This window comes from Enterococcus sp. SB12 (assembly GCF_030910025.2).
Lineage (GTDB): Bacteria > Bacillota > Bacilli > Lactobacillales > Enterococcaceae > Enterococcus_B > Enterococcus_B faecium.
This window is the reverse complement of sequence record NZ_CP175675.1, coordinates 1,185,309-1,208,193: the sequence shown is the minus strand read 5'-3', so window position 1 is coordinate 1,208,193 and position 22,885 is coordinate 1,185,309. Positions and strand designations below refer to the sequence as shown.

The 22,885-nt window shown below is 34.1% G+C and carries 22 protein-coding genes and 2 pseudogenes; 9 read left to right on the top strand and 15 right to left on the bottom strand.

Going from position 1 to position 22,885, the window contains the following annotated elements; translation table 11 throughout:
- Position 1 precedes the first annotated feature (1 nt).
- Positions 2-451 carry a PTS sugar transporter subunit IIA gene (locus tag RBL01_RS05940; RefSeq protein WP_025477638.1) on the bottom strand — a complete coding sequence of 150 codons (450 nt, stop codon included), beginning with the start codon at positions 449-451 and terminating at the stop codon, positions 2-4.
- A gap of 21 nt (positions 452-472) precedes the next feature.
- Positions 473-1,972, bottom strand: a complete 1,500-nt coding sequence (locus RBL01_RS05935; protein WP_307781008.1) for a fructose-specific PTS transporter subunit EIIC — start codon at positions 1,970-1,972, stop codon at positions 473-475.
- 126 nt (positions 1,973-2,098) lie between these two features.
- Between RBL01_RS05935 and RBL01_RS05930 the strand changes: the two genes are divergently transcribed.
- Positions 2,099-2,890 carry a MurR/RpiR family transcriptional regulator gene (locus RBL01_RS05930; RefSeq protein ID WP_002319174.1) on the top strand — a complete coding sequence of 264 codons (792 nt, stop codon included), beginning with the start codon at positions 2,099-2,101 and terminating at the stop codon, positions 2,888-2,890.
- A gap of 391 nt (positions 2,891-3,281) precedes the next feature.
- Here the strand turns inward: RBL01_RS05930 and RBL01_RS05925 are convergent, their stop codons facing one another.
- Together RBL01_RS05925 and RBL01_RS05920 are read right to left on the bottom strand one after the other, a co-directional pair.
- A complete protein-coding gene (locus RBL01_RS05925) occupies positions 3,282-3,479 on the bottom strand; it encodes a cold-shock protein (RefSeq protein ID WP_002293041.1) in 198 nt (65 codons plus the stop codon).
- 262 nt (positions 3,480-3,741) lie between these two features.
- Complete coding sequence (locus tag RBL01_RS05920; RefSeq protein WP_002298666.1) at positions 3,742-3,957, bottom strand: hypothetical protein; 216 nt, start codon at positions 3,955-3,957, stop codon at positions 3,742-3,744.
- A 139-nt stretch (positions 3,958-4,096) separates the two neighbouring features.
- Here RBL01_RS05920 and RBL01_RS05915 point away from each other — a divergent pair.
- The 8 genes and pseudogenes from RBL01_RS05915 to RBL01_RS05880 all read left to right on the top strand — a co-directional run bounded on the left by RBL01_RS05915 (position 4,097) and on the right by RBL01_RS05880 (position 11,886).
- A pseudogene (locus tag RBL01_RS05915) lies at positions 4,097-5,222 on the top strand (IS3 family transposase).
- 342 nt (positions 5,223-5,564) lie between these two features.
- Positions 5,565-6,743 (top strand): IS256-like element ISEfm2 family transposase, encoded by a 1,179-nt coding sequence (locus RBL01_RS05910; RefSeq protein WP_410779646.1) that lies wholly within the window; start codon positions 5,565-5,567, stop codon positions 6,741-6,743.
- Positions 6,744-6,797: 54 nt separating this feature from the next.
- A complete protein-coding gene (locus RBL01_RS05905; protein ID WP_002322938.1) occupies positions 6,798-6,977 on the top strand; it encodes a hypothetical protein in 180 nt (59 codons plus the stop codon).
- A gap of 420 nt (positions 6,978-7,397) precedes the next feature.
- A complete protein-coding gene (locus tag RBL01_RS05900) occupies positions 7,398-7,700 on the top strand; it encodes a hypothetical protein (protein ID WP_002326201.1) in 303 nt (100 codons plus the stop codon).
- Between the two features lie 1,796 nt (positions 7,701-9,496).
- Positions 9,497-9,799, top strand: coding sequence for a DUF5960 family protein (locus tag RBL01_RS05895; RefSeq protein WP_025479954.1), 303 nt, complete (start codon positions 9,497-9,499; stop codon positions 9,797-9,799).
- Between the two features lie 791 nt (positions 9,800-10,590).
- Positions 10,591-11,139 carry a hypothetical protein gene (locus RBL01_RS05890; protein ID WP_307781000.1) on the top strand — a complete coding sequence of 183 codons (549 nt, stop codon included), beginning with the start codon at positions 10,591-10,593 and terminating at the stop codon, positions 11,137-11,139.
- A gap of 16 nt (positions 11,140-11,155) precedes the next feature.
- Positions 11,156-11,443 carry a hypothetical protein gene (locus RBL01_RS05885; RefSeq protein WP_307780999.1) on the top strand — a complete coding sequence of 96 codons (288 nt, stop codon included), beginning with the start codon at positions 11,156-11,158 and terminating at the stop codon, positions 11,441-11,443.
- Positions 11,443-11,886 (top strand): preprotein translocase subunit SecB, encoded by a 444-nt coding sequence (locus RBL01_RS05880; protein ID WP_275399511.1) that lies wholly within the window; start codon positions 11,443-11,445, stop codon positions 11,884-11,886. The genes RBL01_RS05885 and RBL01_RS05880 overlap by 1 nt, the downstream gene beginning before the upstream one ends.
- Positions 11,887-11,966: 80 nt before the next feature.
- Here RBL01_RS05880 and RBL01_RS05875 read toward each other — a convergent pair whose 3' ends face one another.
- From RBL01_RS05875 to RBL01_RS05825, 11 genes and pseudogenes are all read right to left on the bottom strand, one after another.
- A complete protein-coding gene (locus tag RBL01_RS05875) occupies positions 11,967-12,983 on the bottom strand; it encodes an N-acetylmuramoyl-L-alanine amidase (protein WP_307780998.1) in 1,017 nt (338 codons plus the stop codon).
- On the bottom strand, positions 12,980-13,204 hold the full coding sequence (locus RBL01_RS05870; RefSeq protein WP_137022736.1) for a phage holin: 225 nt from the start codon (positions 13,202-13,204) through the stop codon (positions 12,980-12,982). Before RBL01_RS05870 ends, RBL01_RS05875 begins: the two co-directional genes overlap by 4 nt.
- Complete coding sequence (locus RBL01_RS05865) at positions 13,201-13,494, bottom strand: hypothetical protein (RefSeq protein ID WP_053109053.1); 294 nt, start codon at positions 13,492-13,494, stop codon at positions 13,201-13,203. Before RBL01_RS05865 ends, RBL01_RS05870 begins: the two co-directional genes overlap by 4 nt.
- A gap of 50 nt (positions 13,495-13,544) precedes the next feature.
- The gene (locus RBL01_RS05860; RefSeq protein WP_253274951.1) at positions 13,545-13,670 is read right to left on the bottom strand and encodes a CD1375 family protein; all 126 of its coding nucleotides are present in this window, start codon (positions 13,668-13,670) and stop codon (positions 13,545-13,547) included.
- A gap of 37 nt (positions 13,671-13,707) precedes the next feature.
- A complete protein-coding gene (locus tag RBL01_RS05855) occupies positions 13,708-13,821 on the bottom strand; it encodes a CD1375 family protein (RefSeq protein ID WP_265177199.1) in 114 nt (37 codons plus the stop codon).
- On the bottom strand, positions 13,821-14,153 hold the full coding sequence (locus RBL01_RS05850) for a hypothetical protein (RefSeq protein WP_307780997.1): 333 nt from the start codon (positions 14,151-14,153) through the stop codon (positions 13,821-13,823). The genes RBL01_RS05855 and RBL01_RS05850 overlap by 1 nt, the downstream gene beginning before the upstream one ends.
- A gap of 713 nt (positions 14,154-14,866) precedes the next feature.
- Positions 14,867-15,505: pseudogene (locus tag RBL01_RS05845) on the bottom strand (hypothetical protein); the annotation flags it as partial.
- On the bottom strand, positions 15,505-16,536 hold the full coding sequence (locus tag RBL01_RS05840; RefSeq protein ID WP_307780994.1) for a hypothetical protein: 1,032 nt from the start codon (positions 16,534-16,536) through the stop codon (positions 15,505-15,507). The pseudogene RBL01_RS05845 and the gene RBL01_RS05840, both read right to left, overlap by 1 nt.
- The gene (locus RBL01_RS05835) at positions 16,537-17,556 is read right to left on the bottom strand and encodes a phage tail protein (RefSeq protein ID WP_138314842.1); all 1,020 of its coding nucleotides are present in this window, start codon (positions 17,554-17,556) and stop codon (positions 16,537-16,539) included.
- Positions 17,557-17,564: 8 nt separating this feature from the next.
- Entirely contained in the window at positions 17,565-18,392 is an 828-nt protein-coding gene (locus RBL01_RS05830; RefSeq protein WP_307780993.1) for a phage tail domain-containing protein, read from the bottom strand.
- Positions 18,385-22,875 (bottom strand): tape measure protein, encoded by a 4,491-nt coding sequence (locus tag RBL01_RS05825; RefSeq protein ID WP_307780992.1) that lies wholly within the window; start codon positions 22,873-22,875, stop codon positions 18,385-18,387. Before RBL01_RS05825 ends, RBL01_RS05830 begins: the two co-directional genes overlap by 8 nt.
- Between the last annotated feature and the right edge of the window lie 10 nt (positions 22,876-22,885).

Here is a 22,885-nt window from a genome sequence, read left to right as displayed (position 1 = left end):
CTTAAACCTCCAACTTATTTGAAATCAATTCAAAGATTTCTGGTTTCGTTTTTTTTAAACTATCTCTATATCCACCATCAATTAATGATCGAGCAATCTTAGCTAAGATTTTAAGATGTTCTTCAGCACCTTTTTCTGGAATCAGTAATACAAAAGAATCAGTAATATCTTTGCAATCAAGACTATCCCAAGGAATTGGTTCTGTTTTTACATAGAGCATTTTGGGCGAAACAACCGTATCGTTTTTGCAATGTGGAATCGCAAAACCATCCTGAAACCCTGTAGTTTGCTGACTTTCTCGATCCACCAACCCATCAAAACAATCTTGTTCTGACAATACATAATTTAGATGTTTGGCATTCTCTGAAATGTATTTAAATAAAGCCATTTTATCAGAGATAGGTTCTTCATTAATAAAAATATTTTCTTTTACAAATACAGAATCAGTCATCATTTTCAATCCTAACTTTTATTATTTTTCAGTTACAACTTCATATTCTACTTCTTTTGGAGTAATAGTTCGTTTTCTCAAAAAGAATCTATACAAAAATGCGTTGACCAGTGAGGCAAATAGAATAGCCACAATCCATAACAACCAAGACAGTTTTGGACCAGTTGTATATCCTACAAATGCGCCTAGCGGAGATCCTACACCACCATAAAACTGAATCCCCATGCTGGCAACTAACCCACCTGAGATTGCCGAAGAAATCGTATTTGCGATAATCAGTGATGGATTAGCAGCTGCGAATGGAATGTCACCTTCTGTTACACCGACCATTCCCATTACAAGAGCAGAAGATCCTAACGCTCGTTCTTCTGTAGTAAAGTATTTCTTAAATAGCAAAGTAGCAATACCTGCACCTAATGGAGCTACTGCAATAGCTGCACCAGTCGCTGCCTGAGGAATTGCATTTACTCCTTGCGGTCCAAATTGATTCATCGTATCTACAAAAATAGCGGAGGAAACAAGCATAGCTGTTTTATTAATCGGCCCTCCCATATCTACACCCATCATGCCTCCAAGAATTGCTCCATATAAAATTGGAGCAGCTGCATAAGCTACTGTGACATGGTTGATTACGTCATACAAACCATTCATTCCGGCTGCAATTGGTCTACCAATCAAATAGTAAATTATTACAAAAGAAATAAATGTTGCAATCAGAGGAATGATCAAAATTGGAACTACTGGTTTTAAGAGATGTGGATAAGGAATTTTCTTCAACATTTTAACAAGGTAGCCTACTCCAAATCCAACTAAAATCGCTCCAATAAAACCTGCTCCGGTTTCCGTTTTTAAAAAAGTTGGATCATTAATAATATATCCAGCAATAAAAGTAGGTGCTACAGCTGGCTTATCTCCAATTGCTCGAGCTACTCCTGCCGCAAAAATAGGGATCATCAAGGTAAATCCTACTTTACCTAAATCAAAAAGTTTTGAGAAAAATTCTCCGGAAGTGGTTTCTTGGAATCCCCAGACAACTAGATCAGCGTTATTTGGATCTGGATGAAACGCCATTGCATTTGCAATTGCCAGAAGAAGCCCGGCAGAAATTGTAACTGGAATCATATCTGTAAGCCCTGACATTAAATAGCGGACAAACTTATTAGAAGAAGTACCAATCTCTATGTTTCCGTTAATTTTTGTACCCTTTGCACCAAATACAGTCGCATTTTGCAAACCATCTTGAATCACTTTTTGCGGATCTTTCAATACAGTATTCGTATCAATTTCCACAAGTTTTTTTCCACCAAAGCGCCCTTTATCAATATTGATATCTGCCGCAATTATTACGAGATCAGCTTCGTCAATTTCCTTTGATGTCAACTCATTTTCTGTTCCTATTGTCCCTTGAGCCTCAACTTTAGCTTCTATGCCGAGTTCTTTGGCAGCTTCTTCAATTGCTGCCTGTGCCATATAAGTATGAGCGATTCCCGCAGCACATGCTGTGATTCCGACTATTTTCATTTGTTACCCTCCTAAAATATTTTTATTGATTAAAAAGCGCTTTCTTGATAGAGAATAACCACAAGAATACAAAATTTCAATGTATTTAATCATTTTGGAAATTTGTTCGCGAAAGGAGAATAAAGAATGAATGATGTGTTAATACGAATAAAACAAGGTATGGAGGACTTCTCAGCTAATCATCAAGAAATAGCAAAATATATATTAGAAAATCCTGACTGCCTTGAAACATGTACCGCTAGAGAGCTTGCAGAAAAAACTTATAGTGTTCCAAGCTCAATAATTTCCTTCTCAAAAAAAATTGGATATTCAGGATTTCAAGAAATGAAGTTTAATTATGGTAATTCACCGTTTGATTGTGATAATAAGGAACGAGATTTTCTTCGACCTTTTCAATTAGTGAACAAATTATTGAATACCAAAGTTTATAACGATACAGTGAATATCTTAATTAACGCTAACCGAATTTATATATTAGCTTTTCAGATGTCTCAGGTCACTGCACTTGATTTTTACTTAAAAGTTCACAAGGTAGACCCAACTAAAATTATGTTTTTTCGCTCATTTGATGAACAGGTAAGAAGTATTCCTTTACTCAATAAAGATGATGTTGTATTAATGATATCCAATAGCGGAGAATGCCAAGAAATAATTGATTGTCAAAAATATCTTCCTGAAGGGATCAAAAAGATTTTAGTAACAAACGGAATAGAGAGTACACTATCTGAATTTTGTACCCATGAACTCAGCATAGGCTGTTTTGAAAAAAATATCTTAACATTCAAAGAGATTCCTACAGACTCTAGAAATGCACTACTTTATTTGATGGATAGACTATTTAAAGATATGATCAAACAAAATTATGATGACGCCCTAGAAAAAATAAAAAAATCTAGTCTCTTCTTTTCAAACATCTGAATTAAGAAAATATCTACCCAAAATTCATCTAAAATAGCCCCACAATAAAAAAGCCACCGGTGGCAATCCGGTGGCAAATGCATGTATACACAGTATAAATCCTCAAAAACCTTGCTACTTCTTGCTTTCTTCCTCGTCCATTTACAAAGCAGCCATGAAAGCTACCTATATTCTTGTATTCTAAAAGTATTACATACATTTCCAATAAGGTTTAAATTGCTTTATATAGAAGTCTTTGCAATTGGTATATGCTCGATTGTTTTTCATACTATTTCGTATTATTTCAAATTTTTCGTAGCTTATCCAATCACCGTGGGATAAATGTGAGAGAAAAATTTTCTACCCATATAAACAAAAAAACCACCTCATATGAGGCGGTTAACGTTCAACATTATTTTACGATATTTACTGCTTGAGGACCACGTTGTCCTTCTTCAATATCATAAGTAACTGCTTGTCCTTCATCTAAAGACTTAAAGCCTTCTCCTTGGATTGCTGAGAAATGAGCGAATACGTCATTTCCATCTTCACCAGTGATGAAACCAAAACCTTTATCTGAGTTAAACCATTTTACTGTACCGTTATTCATATATATTTCCTCCTGATACGTATATAATACGTGTTTTATTGCAATTAATATTACTTGGTAAAAGGAGTTTTTATAGTGTGAATATATCGCTCAGATTACGTTTCAAATTAGATTACTTATTTACTATAACACGGATGTAATGCTAACACAAGGATAATCACTCGATATACGGTTTAAATATAAATAAAAAAGATGTGAAATTTCAGAAAATCACAATAATTGATTAACCAACGAGAAAGACCTTCAATGAATGATCTCTCTATCAATTAATCGAGTAATATCTAGTTTCTTTTTGTTCTTCGTTAACTACTTCCGTTTTTAAACAAAATGTTTGCAGTGTGATTATATTAGCAATACAATTTTTCGCAACTTTATATGTTTCTTCTGCAGAAGCTCCGTATTCTTTTTTTAATTTTGCTTTCGCTGCAGTTAGTTCGTGTTTTCTTAATTTTGTTAATTTGAGGTATCTGTGATTCATTCGAAACTATTCTTCTTATTATTTGGTTATTAGTTGGCTATTAGTTGATAAAATGCTATTTGGTGTTAGTATCAAATCTTAGACAGCTTTTCGTAGAGACAAGAATAAATTAAACTTATCTACGAGAGGATGAATTTTTATGACCCGATATGAAGAAAATTTTAAACAAATGATTGTTGAACTGAATCAAACTGGACGTTCTGTTCGAGGGTTAGCGAAAGAATATGGCTTATCTGAAGCAACGATTTACAAATGGAAGAATTTATATTTACCTGATCAGTCCACAGGACTGACTGGAAAAGAAGTAGCTGAACTGAGAAAAGAAAATGCTCGTTTAAATGAGGAACTTGAAATCTTAAAAAAAGCCGCAGCCATATTCTCTCGGAAAACCTAAATTCGCTTGTTCAATTTATTGAAAAATGGTGTAAGGATTACACTGTTTCTTTGTTGTGTCGGTTATTAGAAATCCCTAGAAGTGTCTATTATTTTTATAAGAATAAACCGTTGACAGCTACAGAAATCAGAAATAATAAGTTGAAAAAGAAGATTTCAACAATTTTTTTACGAATAAACAACGCTATGGTGCCACAAAGATCCATCAAGTTTTATTAAAAGAAGGGATTTCAGTATCTCTTAAACATGTCCAAAAGCTAATGAAACAATTAAATTTAAGGTCGATTGTAGTTAAAAAATATAGACCTCAAAGGTCTAATAAACCGATCATTTCAAAAGAGAATCTCTTAAATCAGGACTTTTCTACTGAAACGATCTGTGAGAAATGGGCAGCTGACATTACGTACATTCCTACTAAGAAAAATGGTTGGTGTTACTTATCTTCAATCATGGATTTACACACGAAAAAAATTATTAGTTATACATTTTCAAAACGAATGACTGTGGATTGTGTCATTCAAACATTGAATAAAGCAAAAATACATTATCACATTCCAGAAGGAATGATTCTACACACTGACTTGGGCAGCCAATACACAGCAAGAGAAGTGGAACAATGGCTTAAAACCAACAAAATAAGGCATTCTTATAGTAGAAAAGGAACACCTTATGATAATGCTGGAATCGAATCTTTCCATGCCTCATTAAAAAAAGAAGAAGTCTACACGACTAGCTACTCAGATTTTGAAGAAGCAAATCGAGCGCTATTTAGCTACATTGAAGGATTTTATAACCGAAATCGAATCCATAGCTCGATTCACTATCTAACCCCACAGGAATTTGAAGAATTAGCAAAAGAAAAAATGGCTTAACCGTCTCTACTAAAATGTGTCCAAGATATTGACTCAAATCCAATATCTTTATAAGAATTATTAATTTTTCTGCTTTTATAACTATAAATTTTCTCACTTGTTGTTTTTGTCTTTATACTAGTACTATCACTTGACATCCAACTGTTTCTCCTTAATTCTTGTTTCTGTCGACTTATTATTAAGGTATTGACTATAAAATAAATAAGAGATACTCTTATCTAAAAGTGATAGGAGGAAGAAAAATGACGGAGAGTGTAAAATATTTTGTGTAAATAGAAAAAAGGAAGTCCCTTCTGTAGAATAGAGTTACCACAACACATTCACAGAAAAGAGGACTTCCATATGAACGATTTTACTACAGAAATTCTAAAGACTCTAGCGAACAAAGGCGATTTGAATGAATTATTCCGTGTCCATTTGGAAAAAGCTGTCAATACGCTTCTCAAAACGGAGTTAACGGCTTTCCTCGATTACGAAAAGTACGATCGTATTGGTTTTAACACGGGTAATTCTCGTAACGGCTCCTATGACCGTACGGTCAAGACCGAGTACGGGGAACTTCATCTCCAGATTCCGCGCGACCGCAACGGCGAGTTCAAGCAACAGACTGTTCCTGCTTATAGACGGACGAATGATACCTTAGAGGAGACCGTCATTCACCTCTTCCGAAAAGGTATTACCATGTCGGAAATCGCAGACTTGATTGAGAAAATGTATGGGCATCACTACACGCCCCAAACCATGTCCAACATGACTAAAGTGCTGACTGAAGAAGTAAATGCATTTAAAGTTAGAACTCTAAATGATAAGTATGTCGCTATTTTCATGGATGCTACTTATATTCCTTTAAAACGGCAAACCGTCTCCAAAGAAGCAATCTATATTGCCATTGGTATACGAGAAGACGGCACTAAAGAAGTACTAAGTTATGCGATTGCTCCGACTGAATCGACCTACGTTTGGAATGAGTTGTTACAGGACATTTACTCCAGAGGGGTTCATGATGTCTTACTGTTTATTACCGATGGCTTAAAAGGCATGAAAGATACGATTCACCAGATTTATCCTAAAGCTAAATACCAACATTGCTGTGTTCACATTTCCCGTAATATTGCTCATAAAGCACGTGTCAAAGATCGAAAAGAAATCTGTGATGATTTTAAGGCTGTTTATCAAGCTAGCTCAAAGGAAGAGGCAAATACCTTTTTAGGGAGTATGATTGAGAAGTGGCAGAAAACTTATCCTAAAGTGACGCAGTCACTGATAAAAAATCAAGATTTATTGACTTTTTATGAGTTTCCGCCTGGTATCCGCCGAAGCATTTACTCAACTAATTTAATCGAATCTTTCAATAAACAAATCAAGAAATACAGCCGCAGAAAAGATCAGTTTCAAAATGAAGAATCACTAGAGCGTTTCCTAGTATCCATCTTTGATACATACAATCAAAAATTCTTAAATAGAAGCCATAAAGGCTTCCAACAAGTGACGGATACATTAGCTTCAATGTTTACTGAGTAACCCATTATTTTGCAGAAGGACGAGTTATTTACACAAAATTATTGACGCTCCCAAATGACGCTTATCAACAAACTTAATGCTAATATATTTTTATACACCGGAATGATTCTTGTTATACTTAATGCTATTTTTTTAGATTTCAATTTTTTCATAAATATTTTAGGTCTTGCTCTTGTCTCATTTTCTAGTAATATCACAAAAATAATTGGAAATTTTCTAAAAGACAATCACTAGTTGATTGTCTTTTTTTCTGAATGTCTATGTAACTAAAAAATATGAAAAGAATCTGTTTATCTTTTCCCCTAACGGTAGTCGCTAGACTTTAAGTGCCTTATTTTCTCTTTTTTTACTCATTTAAATAAAATTCTGATTTATCTTGTTGTGGATCAATTCATAATACGCCTTACTAGAAACCGCTGTGCTTATCTTAGCTTTATTATTTTACAAATCTTACACGATCAAACTGCAAAAACGACCATTTATTGTAATCTGTGTTTGATTTGTTTTATCAAATTTTTCATTTGACTAATTAGCTGCCTCTTCATTCTTCTCCTGCATAATGACCTCAATCTTCTCTTCAGCAAAAAAATGGCTAAAAACAGAAGTATCATGTATAATTAAATTAAAATTAAAATAATTAGAGAAGGTGAAGTTATGGATGAATTTCAAATGATAAAAAGCACTCTTGCATCTATAAAAGAATATGTATCAATGAGAAGTAGCTTTCCTAATGAAAGTGATAGAAACAACGTTATAAGGAATTTTAATATTCAGTTTATAGGAAAAGAACGTAAAAAAGTTATTTCTATAGAGATTGCTAATTGTTTAAAATTAGAAAATAGGATATTTAACAAATATATTGAAGAAGTTGCCAATGAACTCCACATCAAATTAGAAGGACTCCATAAGGTAAATTCTGTTACTTCGAAAGCTGATGCGTATTATATTTATCTTTGACAATAAGCAATTGATATATTTTAAGTAAACATAACTTTGATGTTTATAAATTGATAGACAGCAACGGAAATAGTAAAAACAAGGATGTGAATTTCAACTCTTCCTAATTGTTCTTACTATTTTTCAACCGTTGCTGTCTATCGCATTTCATCATTCTTTCAATCCGAATTAATTAGGGTACTTTATCGGCATATCTAGTATTTAACCATCAATACCATGACTACTATCGTAAAATCTGCCTTTTATTTTTATTCCGTTCCCTCCCATTGACGATCATTATCTAATATAGAAATCCAAACTTACGAATAGCCTCACTCGCATTAACAACACGCCGATTTGCCATTTTATATACTTCTTCTTCAGAAACTTTGTTGTGACTTCTCCCCTTAGTCTCATTTTTTTATCATAATAAATAAATAGTGATAAAATAAATATATTGGGAAAGAGAAAAAATAAAGGGGATATAACTTTATTATTTATTAGTAAAATCTTATTCTGGGTTACTTGTGCATATAAAATTATTGTTCTAAGTTGTTTGAAAATATGGCGTAAAAAAGATTGTTTATTGGTCGTCTCATTCCTCCCATTTATCTATTTCATGATCAAGATTTGGGATGATTCAGATTCTGATCCCCTTTTTTTATCCAATTATTTAGTTGGGTTAGTGTTTTCGATAGTATTTTTTATTTGTATATTAATTCATCTGAATACAAAAAATTAACTTTTCCAGCTCTTGTAGCTGGCTTCTTTTGTTTCTAGCCTAATTATTTTTCTAAAAAGTTATTTGAATAAATACTCTTTTTGAGAGATCTTAGCCAAACCATTTTTTAAATAGCTAGGGATTCTGCGCTAACTTAAACGGCATAACTCAGTTTATACATGGATTCTTTTGATTAATCCAAAGTTGTTTCCAACTCATCCACTGATTCCAAGGTATCCAAAGCATTATTAGATGTACACCTATTCTCATGTGACAAATAAGATAAAAACTGAAACGATAGATATCATGGAGAATTTAAGAAAAAATTCTTGAATTTTACCAAAAAAAGCCACCGGTAACAATCCGGTGGCAAACCCAAAAGAAATCCAGGCTCGAGTTGGTAATTCTAGATTAGTTACTACTATGGATGCTTACGCACATGTAACCAAAAAAATGAAAAATGAAGCTGTTGATATTTTCGCCCAACGTCTGAAAAGATCTTTGATTTAAAATGCAAAAAAATCGCCCAAGTAAAAACTTGGGCGAACATAGGGCGAATATTTTTGAATTTCACAAATTTTGAAAGCTAAGAAACTCCTAAATTCCTTGCTACTTCTTACTTTCTTCCTCATCCATCTTCAGAACGGCCATGAAGGCTTCTTTTCGCAATAATCTAACTGTACTATTCTCTATTAATCTAAGATAGTCTCTAAGCTTCTAGTATTAAAGGTTATAAAGGAACTAAATAATCCCTTCTATCTTTAGGTCATTTCAAAACACCTGAGAAAACCTCAGTCATCGGTGGCAAAATGGTGGCAATATTTTTTTGCTGCATTATTAAAAATAGTAACAAAAACTTTATCACGATCTTTCCATTTCCATCATTATCTTACCAATTTCATTTTCAATTCTATCTAGAACTCTTTGTATTTCAGATCTAACATTGTAAATATCTTCAATATACTGTTGCGCTGTATAATTATCTGGTATTTTATTATCACTAGGACTAGGATCTTTAATTTCTAACAACCCTAATATTTGGTCGGGATACATATCAATTACCTTAAATTTCAAAGAAGATGCGTATAACCAAGATATTTTAATAGAAGGAAAGACACAATTATGGTTTAAATTTGATCCTTCGAATAGATTTGTCAAAGATTTTTATAAAGTATGGGATTCAGAAGTTTTCTTTTTAGCAATCGAAGATAGCTTATTAATTAATCTCTACTATTCCAATAAGAACTACTTTAAAATTCCTGCTGCGAAAACGAGAATGAAGAAGGATGTATACTTTTTGTTTGATGTGGTGACTGACGTGCCGGACGCACGTAGCGATCATCGGCGTTATGACTATATAAAGTATACTTTCGTTGATCCAGAAAGGTATAAAGATTAAAGTAGGCTACCTAAAAAGGTAGCCCGGAACGGATTTTATCACCATACTTATAAAAGGAGATATTTTTAAGTTAGTATTAAGATTGTGTAATATGATGATATCTATATTTTATAGTATCAGTGCTATAAAATCAAAAATAAGTCACTAATTAACTACCACTCCAATTGTAAGCCTTTTTCCCGTTATTTTTTACAGTTATATGGTATACTTTTTAATAGCTTCAAATATAAAAGAGTTTAAAGCGTAACACACTTATGGGGAAGTGGTTTGGGGTGCGCTTTAAACTCTTCTTTATTATTATCTCACAATTTAACCCAAATGTCTTTCTATTTTAAAAGTCAAAGTAAAACTTTTCAAATATACAGAAGTATAACTATGTGAAACATCCTTTCATTAATCCATAAAAGAATACATAGAAAAGCCACTCATTTGAGTGACAATGGAGAAAAGCTCCGGACGGTTATGAGCCGTCTGCTCTAACCAACTGAGCTAAGGTTACGGAAAGCTATCACAACTACTGCAAACAAAAAGAATGGACATAGACTAGATAATAATGGGTTTCATTCTTCATGTTGTGATGACCAATTTATTATTGCATAAATAATAGTAAAAATATAAAAAAACTTTACGTGGATTGCACTAAATGATAATATTTTAGTTGGTTAGAATACTTTGTAATAATGGCATGAAATTTAATATTATAAAAATCAAAACATCATCGAACGAAAGTTCCCTATTGATTAATTTTTAAAGCAATGAAATAATAAAATTAACAACAAGGAGAATAAATCTTGTTAATTTACAATGAATGTTATCATGGAACTACGGTAGACAACTATAATCTTATACAAACACAAAAAAAATTCACTTATACCAAACGAGAAAACCACTGGCTTGGACAGGGTGTATATTTTTTTATAGAAGATAAAGAAAAAGCTAGGTGGTTTACATCAGCGGATCGAAGAAATAAGGACAAAAATAAATGTATCATACAGATTAGTGTTAATATAGAAACTGATAAACTTTTAAACTTGGACAAAGAAGAAGATAGAAAGCTTCTAAATGATTTTGCTAGAGATCTAAAAAAAGAAGGTATTCAAGTAAAAAAAATTAACGGAGCTTCTGATAGTAGAGAATTAAGATGTTTATTAATAGATGTGTATGTAAAATATTTCAGTAAACAAGCAGTTAAATATACATTTACAGACGATAAAATACAGTATAAGAATTTAAATAAAGATGATACTTATCCAGATAAAATCCAAAATAATGGGATACAATTAAACATTATAGATCAATCTATTATTAATTTTGATAATTTAAGTGTAGAATATATTTAGAAAGGGCGTGATATGTATGTCATTAAATAGAGAATTACTAAAAAATATTTTCGATGATATGGGATACGAAGTTGAATTTGATTCAACCACTCCGGGCTTATGTGTAGAAGAATTAGTCGTAGAATGGACATCCGATTTATATTTAAATGATATTGAAGAATCTAAAGTAACCAAAGTTAAAACTTCATCTATAAAAAAATTGCCAATCACAGAAAGTTTATCAGCAAGAAGTTATACTTCTAATTACAAATCAAAATCAAGTCAAAGTATTCTTTATTCTGATTCTCGGGGGTTAGTTGCTTAATGACTAGTATCAGATTTGAAGATTATTCTATCAATAAATTAAAGTATGAACTAAATCCACACTTTAATCCAGAAACAACTAAAATTGATATTACACCTACCTTGGATTTTGGAATTAAAATTTCTAAAATTTCATCTGAGATTTATACTAAGTTAGGAATTACATTAGGAAATTTAGAATCTGAAGATGCTGGATTTATACTTTCTATTGAAATAGTAGGTACATTTACGTACGATGAAGATGAAATCAATAGTTATGGAATTGAATTTGAAACTTTTATAAAGGAGAGTACTATATCTATCCTGTGGTCATTTATACGGCCTACAGTATCTGATATAATTTCCCGCGGAAATAAGTTTCCTAACTATATCCTTCCTGTAGTAAATGTTGCGAAATTAGTTAAAGAAAATAATATTCAAATTGAATATGAAAATGAAGAGTAAGATCATTTCACTAAAAATGATCTTATTTTTTTATTATACGTTATATTATATGTACCGCCCCTCAAAGAGGGGGCTATTTTTTATCGTTTCGGAATATTTAAATACCAGCGTTTATCATGAAAATCTTGTGCTCCACCTTTAGTGTTCCCTTCTGGATCATTCGTCGCACGCATCATTACATAGACTTTCTTATTAGGAAAATTACGCATATTGAAAGATACATGATAGCCAACGTTTCCAGAAGTACTATAAGATTGGTTTACATCTGGACGTGAAACGCCATTAGCATTTACTCGTGCTAACTCTTTGCCAGTATTATAGTCCATGATGAAGATATACTCATATTGGTAGTTAGCAATATGCCAACCAGCAACGTGCAAGTTTGCGTTTTCTATTTCTCCAAACTGATCAATGTGGGCGTAATTTGTTCCATCTGTCAACGTAGGATTTGCAGCGCCTGCTCTTGTTGTATCAATGACTGGTTTATCATCTGAAGTTGTCGGATTTTCATCGGTAAATCCATGAGCTAAATCATATGCTAATTTTTCTTTACTTACGCCCATTTCAGAAAGATAACCATAAGGGTCGGTGTGATCTCCACCATAAGTGTTCGTTACCCATAAATGTGATTTAACACCTTTATTTGGATATGGAGTATCTAAAGTTTTAGGAATATTAAACTGATTACAGTAATCACGAATTAATTCTACGTAAGCACGATAATTCTTTTCAAACAGGTTACGATCGTAAGTATGCTGTAATTCAATTTGTGCAGGAGCATATGGATTCGCATTCAGTGCACCCCAAGAAACATAGCCTGGTTCTCCTACTCGGTAAACAATCCCTCCGTCTCCAACAACATCAGTTGTATAAGGCCTAATACCATTATAATTATTCTTCATATTAGTTGCTACATTACGCGCAGGAGCAAGTGTCGCAGTTTCATGGATCAGAATATAGTTTTGATAAGCTAATCGAGAATCGCCCTGGTTAGATGCCAAGTTAAACTCATTATTAATCGTGTAGGCAAATCCATTTACTGGCAACAAAAAAAGAGCCATTAAAAGGCTCAATGACAATACTATTTTCTTTTTCATTTGGTCACTCCTTCTTCGCTTTCAGCCGAGAACATTTTGTAGGTTCGATTTGATACACCCAACACACTCCCTAAAAACGTGCCAAAACCAGTAATGATGACAACACAGATATCTGTGTACTGCCAATTGAGCGCTTTACCAACTAACCCCACGAAAGTAGCTAGTGCGGGAATAATTACCAGTGCGAACCATTTTAGTACTTCGAACGTTTTATTATTCATTTTCTTCTCTCCCTAAACAAAGTTTTGATTTGTTGCGTGTGTTCCGCCAATTTTTCTGCATGCTTATCTAATCTTTCATCGTGACTTTTCAGTTCTTCGTGTAGCGTAAGTCGATCATTTTTGCTGGCTTCTAAATCTTTTGTTAGCAAATCTAAATTGTGGCTTACTTTTGAAAGAGTTTCAGTAATCTTCGAGAAAGATGCAGTGACTGGTCTTATTACTAATAAAATCAAAGAAACAATCGCAGTGATTGATCCTGCGATTGTTCCCCATTCCCCTAAATTAATCATGTGACAACTCCTTTACCTAAAATAAAAAAACTCGTCCGAGTACGCTTCACCTATTCCGCTAATTCTGGCAAGTCCATATCGATAAGAACATCTTTTACTTGTTGCTGGATCACGCTTGGTATATCTCCAATTGTTTTCTTTCCTTTAATAATCAAAGTTGCATAAACTACTACCATCGTTTTGACCTCCTTTCTTAATAAATAAAAAGCAATCTTATCCCTCGTTTGATTGAGACAAGATTGCTTGGACTTCTTCTTTGTGCCTTTCAGGAACATCATCAATCGTTTTCAGCCCCTTGATAATTAAATCTGCGTAGATATGACCCATTATTTTTTTTCACCTCCGATCACCGTTTCATATACTTCTGTCAAAGCTAACTGAGTATCAGTTAATTGTGTGCTATAGCTATTCGTCCGCTCTTCTAACACTGAATTTTGTTTTTCTAAAACAGCAAAAAGCGAATCAATATTATCTATTTTTTCTCGATCAAGTCCGTTGATGATTTCTTTCCATCGATTTTCTGATGGAATAAAGAATTGATCTTCCAATTTAATATCTTTTAGCGGTGCTACATCTGTAAATGGGACTTGGATAGGAAAATCATCTGATACCTCTAGTTCTTTTCCACCTGTCCGACCGTACTGCCAAATTGTTTTCATAGTTATTCCTCCCCAACCCAGTAAATACCATTAAATGTAAACCACTCATTAATGGCAAATTCACTATTGGTCATTATCGATTTAAAGCCTTGCTTTACGTATAACATTTTTGCGCTATTGGAAGTACCGGATGCTCCGATTATCATTCCATTAACTCCTCTTGCAATAAATTCTTCGGGAACCTCATCATCAAGTGGTACACCATAGGCATAAGCTTTTTTGAACTTTACTGTTCCATTAACGATTACTATTTTCCCATGTTTGATGAATGTAGCGTAGCCATCAATAAAAGAGTTGCTATTTGACTTATCTAGTTTATATATAGTATGTTCATTTTCACTAACTACTTGATCACCGTCTATTTGAATCCCATCCGTAAAATTCTTTACTCCAAGTGCGGTCTGCGGATCTGTAAGATTCATCACCTCACTAGACAAAGCAACTTTTTTCCAATTTCCCCATGCTGCGGGATTACCAGCAAACGTACGCATGTAAATAGAATTCTGAAATTCGTATTTTTGTATAGTGACTGCTTGTTCACTATAAACAGTTAGTAATCCATAAAGTTTGCCCGTGTATGGTGCATTAATTCCCGAAGAACCTGCACAATAATAAACACCACTTTCAGTGATATTATTCCAATCTTGAGTAGTTATCGTTGTATTTTTGAAAATCAAAGGACCTACTTCAACGCTTTCCTTATTTATAAAGTGTTGATCCGCTTCTGTAATCTTTTCGCTAAGTGCAGTCATATCGCCATTCAGAGTTGTAAGAGATTGGTTTGCTTCTCCGATTGACGTTTTAATTTTTTCAACTTCTGTATCAAACTCTTTTTTTGTCCCAGCCACTTTAGTATCAATTTCTGTCTTTGCATCAGAAATAATTTTTTCAACTTTATCAATTGTCTGGCTAAAACCATTGAAATAATAATTTTCTAGTTCTGGAGTACTATCATCGATTGGACTGCGTTTGATGTCAAAAGTAAAACGACCAGCCGTGTCTAACGACTGATCATTTGGGAAATCAATATAAACACTACCCTCGACTATTCCAACATAGCCTAAAATATTATCTTCCAGCACAATGGACACAATACCATTTACACGATCTTCAATGGCGGCGAGATAGTCATGTTTCCCATATCCGCCTTCTGCTGTTGCAGAACGGAACATCAGACGAATTGGAACGGTTGTTCCTTCGGGCAAGCTTTGAGGGATTCCGTTTTTCCGAACTAACTTCATTCTAAGCTTAGCTGTTCCTCGATCATGCGACCAAAAAACAACATCTGTCCTGTTTGGATTAATGCCTTCTGCTTGAATCACAATGATCGATTCATTTGTTTTGTATACCATTAAGACAACACCGTGCCTTTCGTGATAACTAGTCCATAACCAGAAATTTTGGTTGGTGTAGTCGCAAAAGAAGTTGATACAGTTCCTCGTACAGTGCCATTCTCACACAAAATTCCTACGTCATTTCCTGAACCAAACGCACTGACAAAAATTTCCCCCATCAATACAGCGTAAATTGCCACTTTCTGGTTAATCAACGTCGTGTCTCCGTACATATTAATCTTTGATGTTCCGCCGACATAAACTGCATTATATCTTGCAAGTGTTTTTGTGTTCTCTGCGAATTTACATCTATTGATTGCCATATAGCCACTTTGCTCATTTTTGATTCCATAGTCTGCTCCGTTTGCTGTATCCACAATTTGCATTCCAGCAACTTGACAATAACCTTTGCAAGCAGTGAAACAAATGGATCGAACTTTGACAGGTAAATCTGTTTTTGAGGGATCAACAGCATTGAAATTATCTATGGGACGAATCAAAAAGGATGTAAAATTTAGATTCTGAATCATCACATCCTCCAAGTAAACTCCGCTATCAATCCAAACCGTAATAGAACCTGTTGTAATCAGAGGAATATTATTGACTGCTGTTTGGATGGTAAGAAATGGCTTTTCTTCAGATCCATCACCAGAAATATCGCTACCGTTTTTTGAAACGTACATATTTATTGGCTCACTATACCCACCAATAATCTGTTGGACAGACTTGTTCAATTGTTGAACTTGCTCTTTTTGACTATCCATGTTTGTATTCAGTTCGCTAATTTGTTCATCCGACAGATTTTCATGTTCTAATAGTCTGCCATGCAGTGTGTCAAAAACTTCCCCTTTGTTGTTAACTCGTGCATCAACCACTTCATTCGGCGATTCGCCTCCTGAATGAAGCACGAGATTATCAATACGACTATTCGTTGATTTGTGCTGCTCGTCTAAATTTTTTTCCAAATTTTCTAAGTAGTCCACATTGTCATTGAATGTTTGTTTCCACTTTAAAGCGATATTATTTGATATTAGTTTAACAAGCCCCATCTACATCAGTCCTTTCTTAGCAAGATTTGCCAGTATTGAAGTGATTGTTTTCTTGGTATTTGATAATACAATCTCTGGCGCTTTATTAGGGATAGCTGGATAATCAGTAATTCCCACAACTTGAATGTAGGTACTTATATTCAAAGGTTCATAAACAAAAAGGACCTTATCCCCTTTGTTAAGAGATACGGACCATTTTAGTGTTACGGATCCTGAAACATCTGGATAGTCGTGTAACTGCTGTTTTAGATATTCAATCATATTATTTTGGATAGTGTAACGTTCGTCTTCTATTGGGTCTTGTATCCTGATTCCCCATTTCTGTGATTCGGGACTAGTATAAGTAACTGGATTAAAATAATATGAGTCGTCTTCTTTTTTCTTACCAAATCCTTTAATTTGTGTTTTCAAAGCATAAGTATCAATATCAAACGACACTTCATCCGTATTATATTTATATCGGATTTGTTGCTCAGTTATATTTCCATATTCTGAAATGGGATAAAATACTAAGTGCTTATTGTTTGGTATCACAACGGCACCGTAATCTTCCAAAATTTCATTAATAAGATTTAAATAATTATCATTTCCAAAGTTCTCCTGTTCCTTTTTTAAAAATACATTGTTGGGATCTACAACTTCCCAACTGAATCCACGATTTCCTGCTTTAAAAATATGAGTCAGAAGATCATTGATTGATTTTGTTCCAGATATGGTGTCATATTGCCATCCATCTTGAATAGTGTAATAGACATGAGTTGCTACTACATCTTTATAGATTTGGCTACCAGAAGCATATGGTCTCATCTGCTTGATTGAATACTGCTGACCATCAAAAACAACATAGTTTTCATAGTCAATTAAATCAAAGGTTATTTGATTCCTTTTTGTTTCTGGTACAGTCACAGATAACTCCCACGTTTCATTTTGTTGCCACGAGACAGAAAAAGAATCCTTATCGTAGTTAATAAGGATTTCCTCTTTCGTTTCTTCATAATTACGTATTAATATGTTTTTCAAAGTATCACCTACTTATACAAGAAACGGAAATCCCAAGAAGATTTCACTCTAGTAATATTTTGAATTTCGATTTCATTGACCCCTTCAGCTAAAGTGATTAGTCCATGGTTTGTATCAATACCACAACTTACACCATTCAATTTTGGGTATACACCATCCAAAACTAACGTCTGCCCTAAATTAGTTGAGAGAGAAGGATGATAAATGAAACGATCGCCTGTGGTCTTATTGAAAATAGTCACATTTCCTTCTGATTCTCCTTCGAGGGTAATACGTAAATCTGACTCTCTCGGATCAATTTCAAAACTGCCAGCATTAAAAATCTTAAAGAAACTAGTATTGTGTGTATAACTAAAATCTTCAGAAACTAGACCTTGAGAAAACTGCCAATCCTCATCCAAACTGAAATCAGATAAAGTCGTTGCCATCGATTCAGAATATCCTTTATAGGCAGAAAATGATACAACGCAATTTCCTTTAAAATATGCCTTTTTGGTTACAGTCATACTCTCAACGATCACTGGGTATCTTTTACCAGGTTCTTTCGTATAGATAAAGTAGTATTCAGCTTCTTTATTAAATAGTTCTCTCAATTCTGTTTCAGTCAAAATAAGATCATTTAGATTGTCTGCAAAATAATCAAATTCAAAAGTAATAGGAAAAGAATCAAATGAGTGTGTCAGCAGCTTTTTTCCTACTGAACCTGCATAAGAAGATAATTCATTTTTAGGTACTGGCATCCCAATTTTTATATCAATGATTTTTATTCGGTAATTTGCTAGTAAGTCAAATTTACCTGTACTAAATTGGAGAAATACTGATGTTTTATCATCCATTGAAATTCTTTCCTCTCATATATAGTTTTCTTGCTAATGATGAACCAGTATATTCATCTACACTTTTGCTGACTTTCTTACCGTCTAGAATACTTTCGACACGCACTGGTCTTTCATTTAACGCTTGAACGATTGTTTCAATATCTTTTTTACTCATCGTTTTGTGCTCATTTCCGCCACTTGGATGTTGATTTGAATAAACTGCTTGATTTGTTTGTACGGCTGGTTTGTATCTCTCTCTTGCAACAATCGCTTTTTGAATCAGCATATCTGCACTTGGTTTTGCAGGATTGATGTTGATTTCATATGGATAAGCAGGGTCTTCACCAAACATAGCTAACTCTGGTCCAAATACTTCTCCCCCATTTGAGTAACCATGACCATGACCAATGACTGCGAGCATATCAGGACCATATCTTTTCAGTGCATATCTAATACCAGCAAGCATGCTATCAAAACCATTAAAAATATTTCCGTGGCCAGGAAACGCATTTGCTAAAAATGTTCCTTTCTTAGCTTGTATTAGTCCCATTGCTGGACCAGAGCCATCACCATCTGGGTCTATTCCAGGCTGAACAGCACGCTCATTGCCTCCTGATTCAGTTTCGATTTGCCTTAACCAAGCATTGACATACGAAGCAGTGGTTGGTAATCCATTCATTCGCAAGGCTTCTTTTAATTGGCTAGTCCACCTTGCAACGCCAGAACCTGTAGGCGAACCTTTTCCGCCACCTTCGCCTGCTTTATAAATATCACCAGAGCCAAGCTTACCTGTAATATGCAAATGGTCGTAGTGATCGTTATCTGGCCATGGTTCCCATGAACCAGTTGCTGGTTGACCCGATTGTCCAGTTCTATCTCGAACTTTACCTTGAGTAATAACATAGCCAACCTTATCAGCAAAGTGTTCAAATACCCAGTTTGCAGGGTCAAAATACTTGCTTGAACCATTCATTCCAGCAGGATAAGCAATATCAATCGCTTGGTGTTTTCCATGGTAGTAAGGGTCTCCTGGTCGATACCCCGAAGTTATTCCACTCATACCAAATTTACTTACGGTCTGATTTGCAATATCGACTAAATATTTATAAACATTATCAGCCATTGCTCCATCAAAACTTCCACCAATAGAGCCAAAACTTGCTATTTTATCTTTGATCCAATCCATAACGCCATTCGTTACTTTCTTGACACCACCTGTTGCAATATCAAATACTGGATGAGTAGCATCAAAATTCACATGTTCCGAAATAGCTTTTTTAACAAACTCCACTGGATGTTGAACTGCATCTAAAATATCAGAACCAATGTCTTTTATTCCATTCCACGCAGACTTGAAGAAATCACCTAGATTGCTTACGTTTCCTTTTGCGTACATTGGAATACCAAAAGCTTCAGCAAACGATTTTGTTTGGCTATGATTCAATACTTGAGTACCAGCTTCCGCATGCATCAAAACATTTTTCCCTTTTGGAATTTCCATTCTTCCATCAGGATGTCGAACCAATTCATCTCCTTCGCCATCGTTAACAAGCATCAATCCACCTTGGTGAATACCACCTGTAGCAAATTTAGGAACATCCCATTTATCAACTCGAACAGAATCTGGTGCATCAACTTTTTCCAGTACCCAGTTGATACCTTTAATTACGCCATTGACTCCCTTACCTAAAATATCAACCATGTATTGCGCTGCAGCTTTAATACCATCGCCGATTGCTTCTTTTCCATCTCTAAAAGCATCACCAATTCGACCAGGAACTTTTTTAACATAATCAACGATTTCATCGAATTTTTCTTTGGTTTTGTCCTTTAGATCATTCCAATATTTTGTTACACCAGAGTAAATCTCTCCAACTTTTTTTACTACCTTTTCATAGGCATCCTCTATCGGTTCAATTGTATAGCGTTTAATTGTATTCCACGCACTCTTAGTTGTTGATTTGATACGGTCAAAAATTTCAGCTATTTTTTCTTTTAATTTGCTGATGGTTTTAGAGACATTTTCTTTAGCATCATCAACCGGTTTCTCCATCGAGGATTTTATTTCTCTCCATTTGTGCTTTGTAATATTGACTAAATCAACAAAGAAATCGACCACTTTATCTACTAAGTTACTAATTGTTTTAACGACTTTTTTTCGAACTGAATCCACAGGCTCAATAACATATTCAGTAAATAATTCCATTGATTTTTTTACTGATTTTGATAAAGAATTAAAGATTTTTTTTATTGTTGAAGAGATTTTATCGACAACCTTTCCAACTGCTTTCCCTGCTTTTTCAAGTTTGTCTTCTACCCATTCAACAACTTCATCGAACCCTTTTTTTATTTTTCTGCCGACTAGTCGTATTGGACCATAGATAAGCCAAAAAATTACCTCTGCAGCTTTTCCAAGGTTCTTACCCGCTTTTTCTAGGGCTTTTTCTATTTTGCCCATCCATTTTGAAAAAGTTTTAGCTATTTTATCAATCAAATCTGTAATTGCATCGTATGGTGGATCAAGAACTTTCTTTTTAAAAGCTTTCAATCCATCTTTGATAGTATCAAGTAAATCATCTACCCACTTTTTAAACTTCTTATTGTGTTTGTACAATAGAGCAACTGTACCTGCAATTGGATTTAGAATGAATGTTAATACTTCTTTCCAGTCTTCTTTGAAGAAATCGATAATGGAATTAAAAACCTTTTTGATACTTTTTTTGATGCTAGTAACTTTCTCTGTAACCGACTCTTTAAATTCAATAAATCCTTCTGATACATTTTTAAAAAATGATTTTATTTTCTTCAAAGATACCTCTACAAAGTTTTTTACTGCATCAACAATTCCATCTATGAACTCGCGAAATGGCTTGCTTGTTTTATATGCTTTATAAAACGCAAATCCAATTCCTGCAATTGCTGCAGGTATAAGAAAAATTGGACTAGCAAGTAATGCCGTTCCACCAAATATATCAAGTAATTTCCCAAAAGCTGTAACTACACCAACAATTTTTTTAGCAATAAATAAAGTAGCTAATGCTTTACCTAGAAGTGCTATTCCCTTTTTATGTTTTGACAAAGCACTTAAGACATTATCAAATCGTTGTAAGGGGTCTTTCGTTTTGCCAGTTTCTTTTGAAAGTAAACTAAAATTATCAGTGAGTTTTTTAATAATATCAAGAACCGCATCCCATGCAGCACCGAAAAATATTTTAGAAATCTTTTTCAAATTATCAAAGATACTCGATAATTTATCCTGATTATCGTTTAAATAATCTATGCCTTTCAAAATAGAATCAAATAGTTTAGTAGTATTGTCTGATATGAAGCTGATGATATCTGTAAGCTTATCTTTACCAATCCCGTCAACAATCTCGTTCATTTTAGTAACGATATTCGCTTGAAGGTTGCCCATTGCGCCCTCAAAAGTCTTGGTAGATTTTGCAGCTTCTTCAGCTACATCAGTCATACCTAAGTCAACAATCGCTTTACTAAATTCTTCAGCTGATATTTGACCTTCTTCCATCGCATCACGAAAGTTTCCAGTGAAAGCACCGTTGTTTTTCATCGCTTCTTGCATTTTACCTGATGCACCGGGAATGGCATCAGCCAATTGATTCCAGTTTTCTGTAGTTAGTTTCCCTGCACCAGCCGTTTGGGTAAGCATCATTGCTACTGATTTAAATGTTTCAGCATTACCACCTGCTACAGCGTTTAAGTTCCCTGCTGCTTCTGTTAACTCTTGATAATTCCCAATACCATTTGCTGCTAGTTGTGCTGTAGTATTCGAGATATCGGACAATTCATATACTGTGTCATCTGCATATTTTTTTACAAATTTAGCAGCTTCTTTTGTTTCTTTTTCTGTAAAGCCAGCAAACTGCATCGTAGATTTGAATTTATCCATTGCGTCAGATGATTGAGTAGTTTCACCGATTAAATCTGAAAAACTACCTGTTAAAATCTGCAGTGCTTGTGAAGAAGCACCAGCAATCGCACCAATGGATAGTTTATCTTTCAAGCTGATAAACTTAGATTCGGTTTTTTCAGCAGTATCACCGAGGTCTTTTGTTTCTGTTTTTGCTTGTGAAGCATCTGCGTTAAGTTTTGTTTCTTTCCTGTTAGGTATCTTGCTTATACCCTCTTTTGTAGCTTTTATTTTCAGTGATGCTCCGTCATTATCCGCCTTCAGTTCAGTTATTTTGCTTTTCGGTATGCCTTTTAAAAAAGCCTTTGTCTCTTTGACATCTTTTTCAGCATCCGAATTATCAGCCTTGATTGTGAACTTAACTGGTTTATCAAAAGTTTGATCGACATCTTTTTTTGTTGATTTGGCAATTGTTGTAACTTTTGCTGTCTCGGCTTTAAATGAATCATCAATTTTTGATCCTGTATTCATTCCCAATTTTGTTAATACGTCATCAACAAAACTAACGTCTGTTTTAAATTTAGGTAAATTCGACAGCATCACATCAATATTTATTGTTGCATCTGCGCTCAAACACTCACCT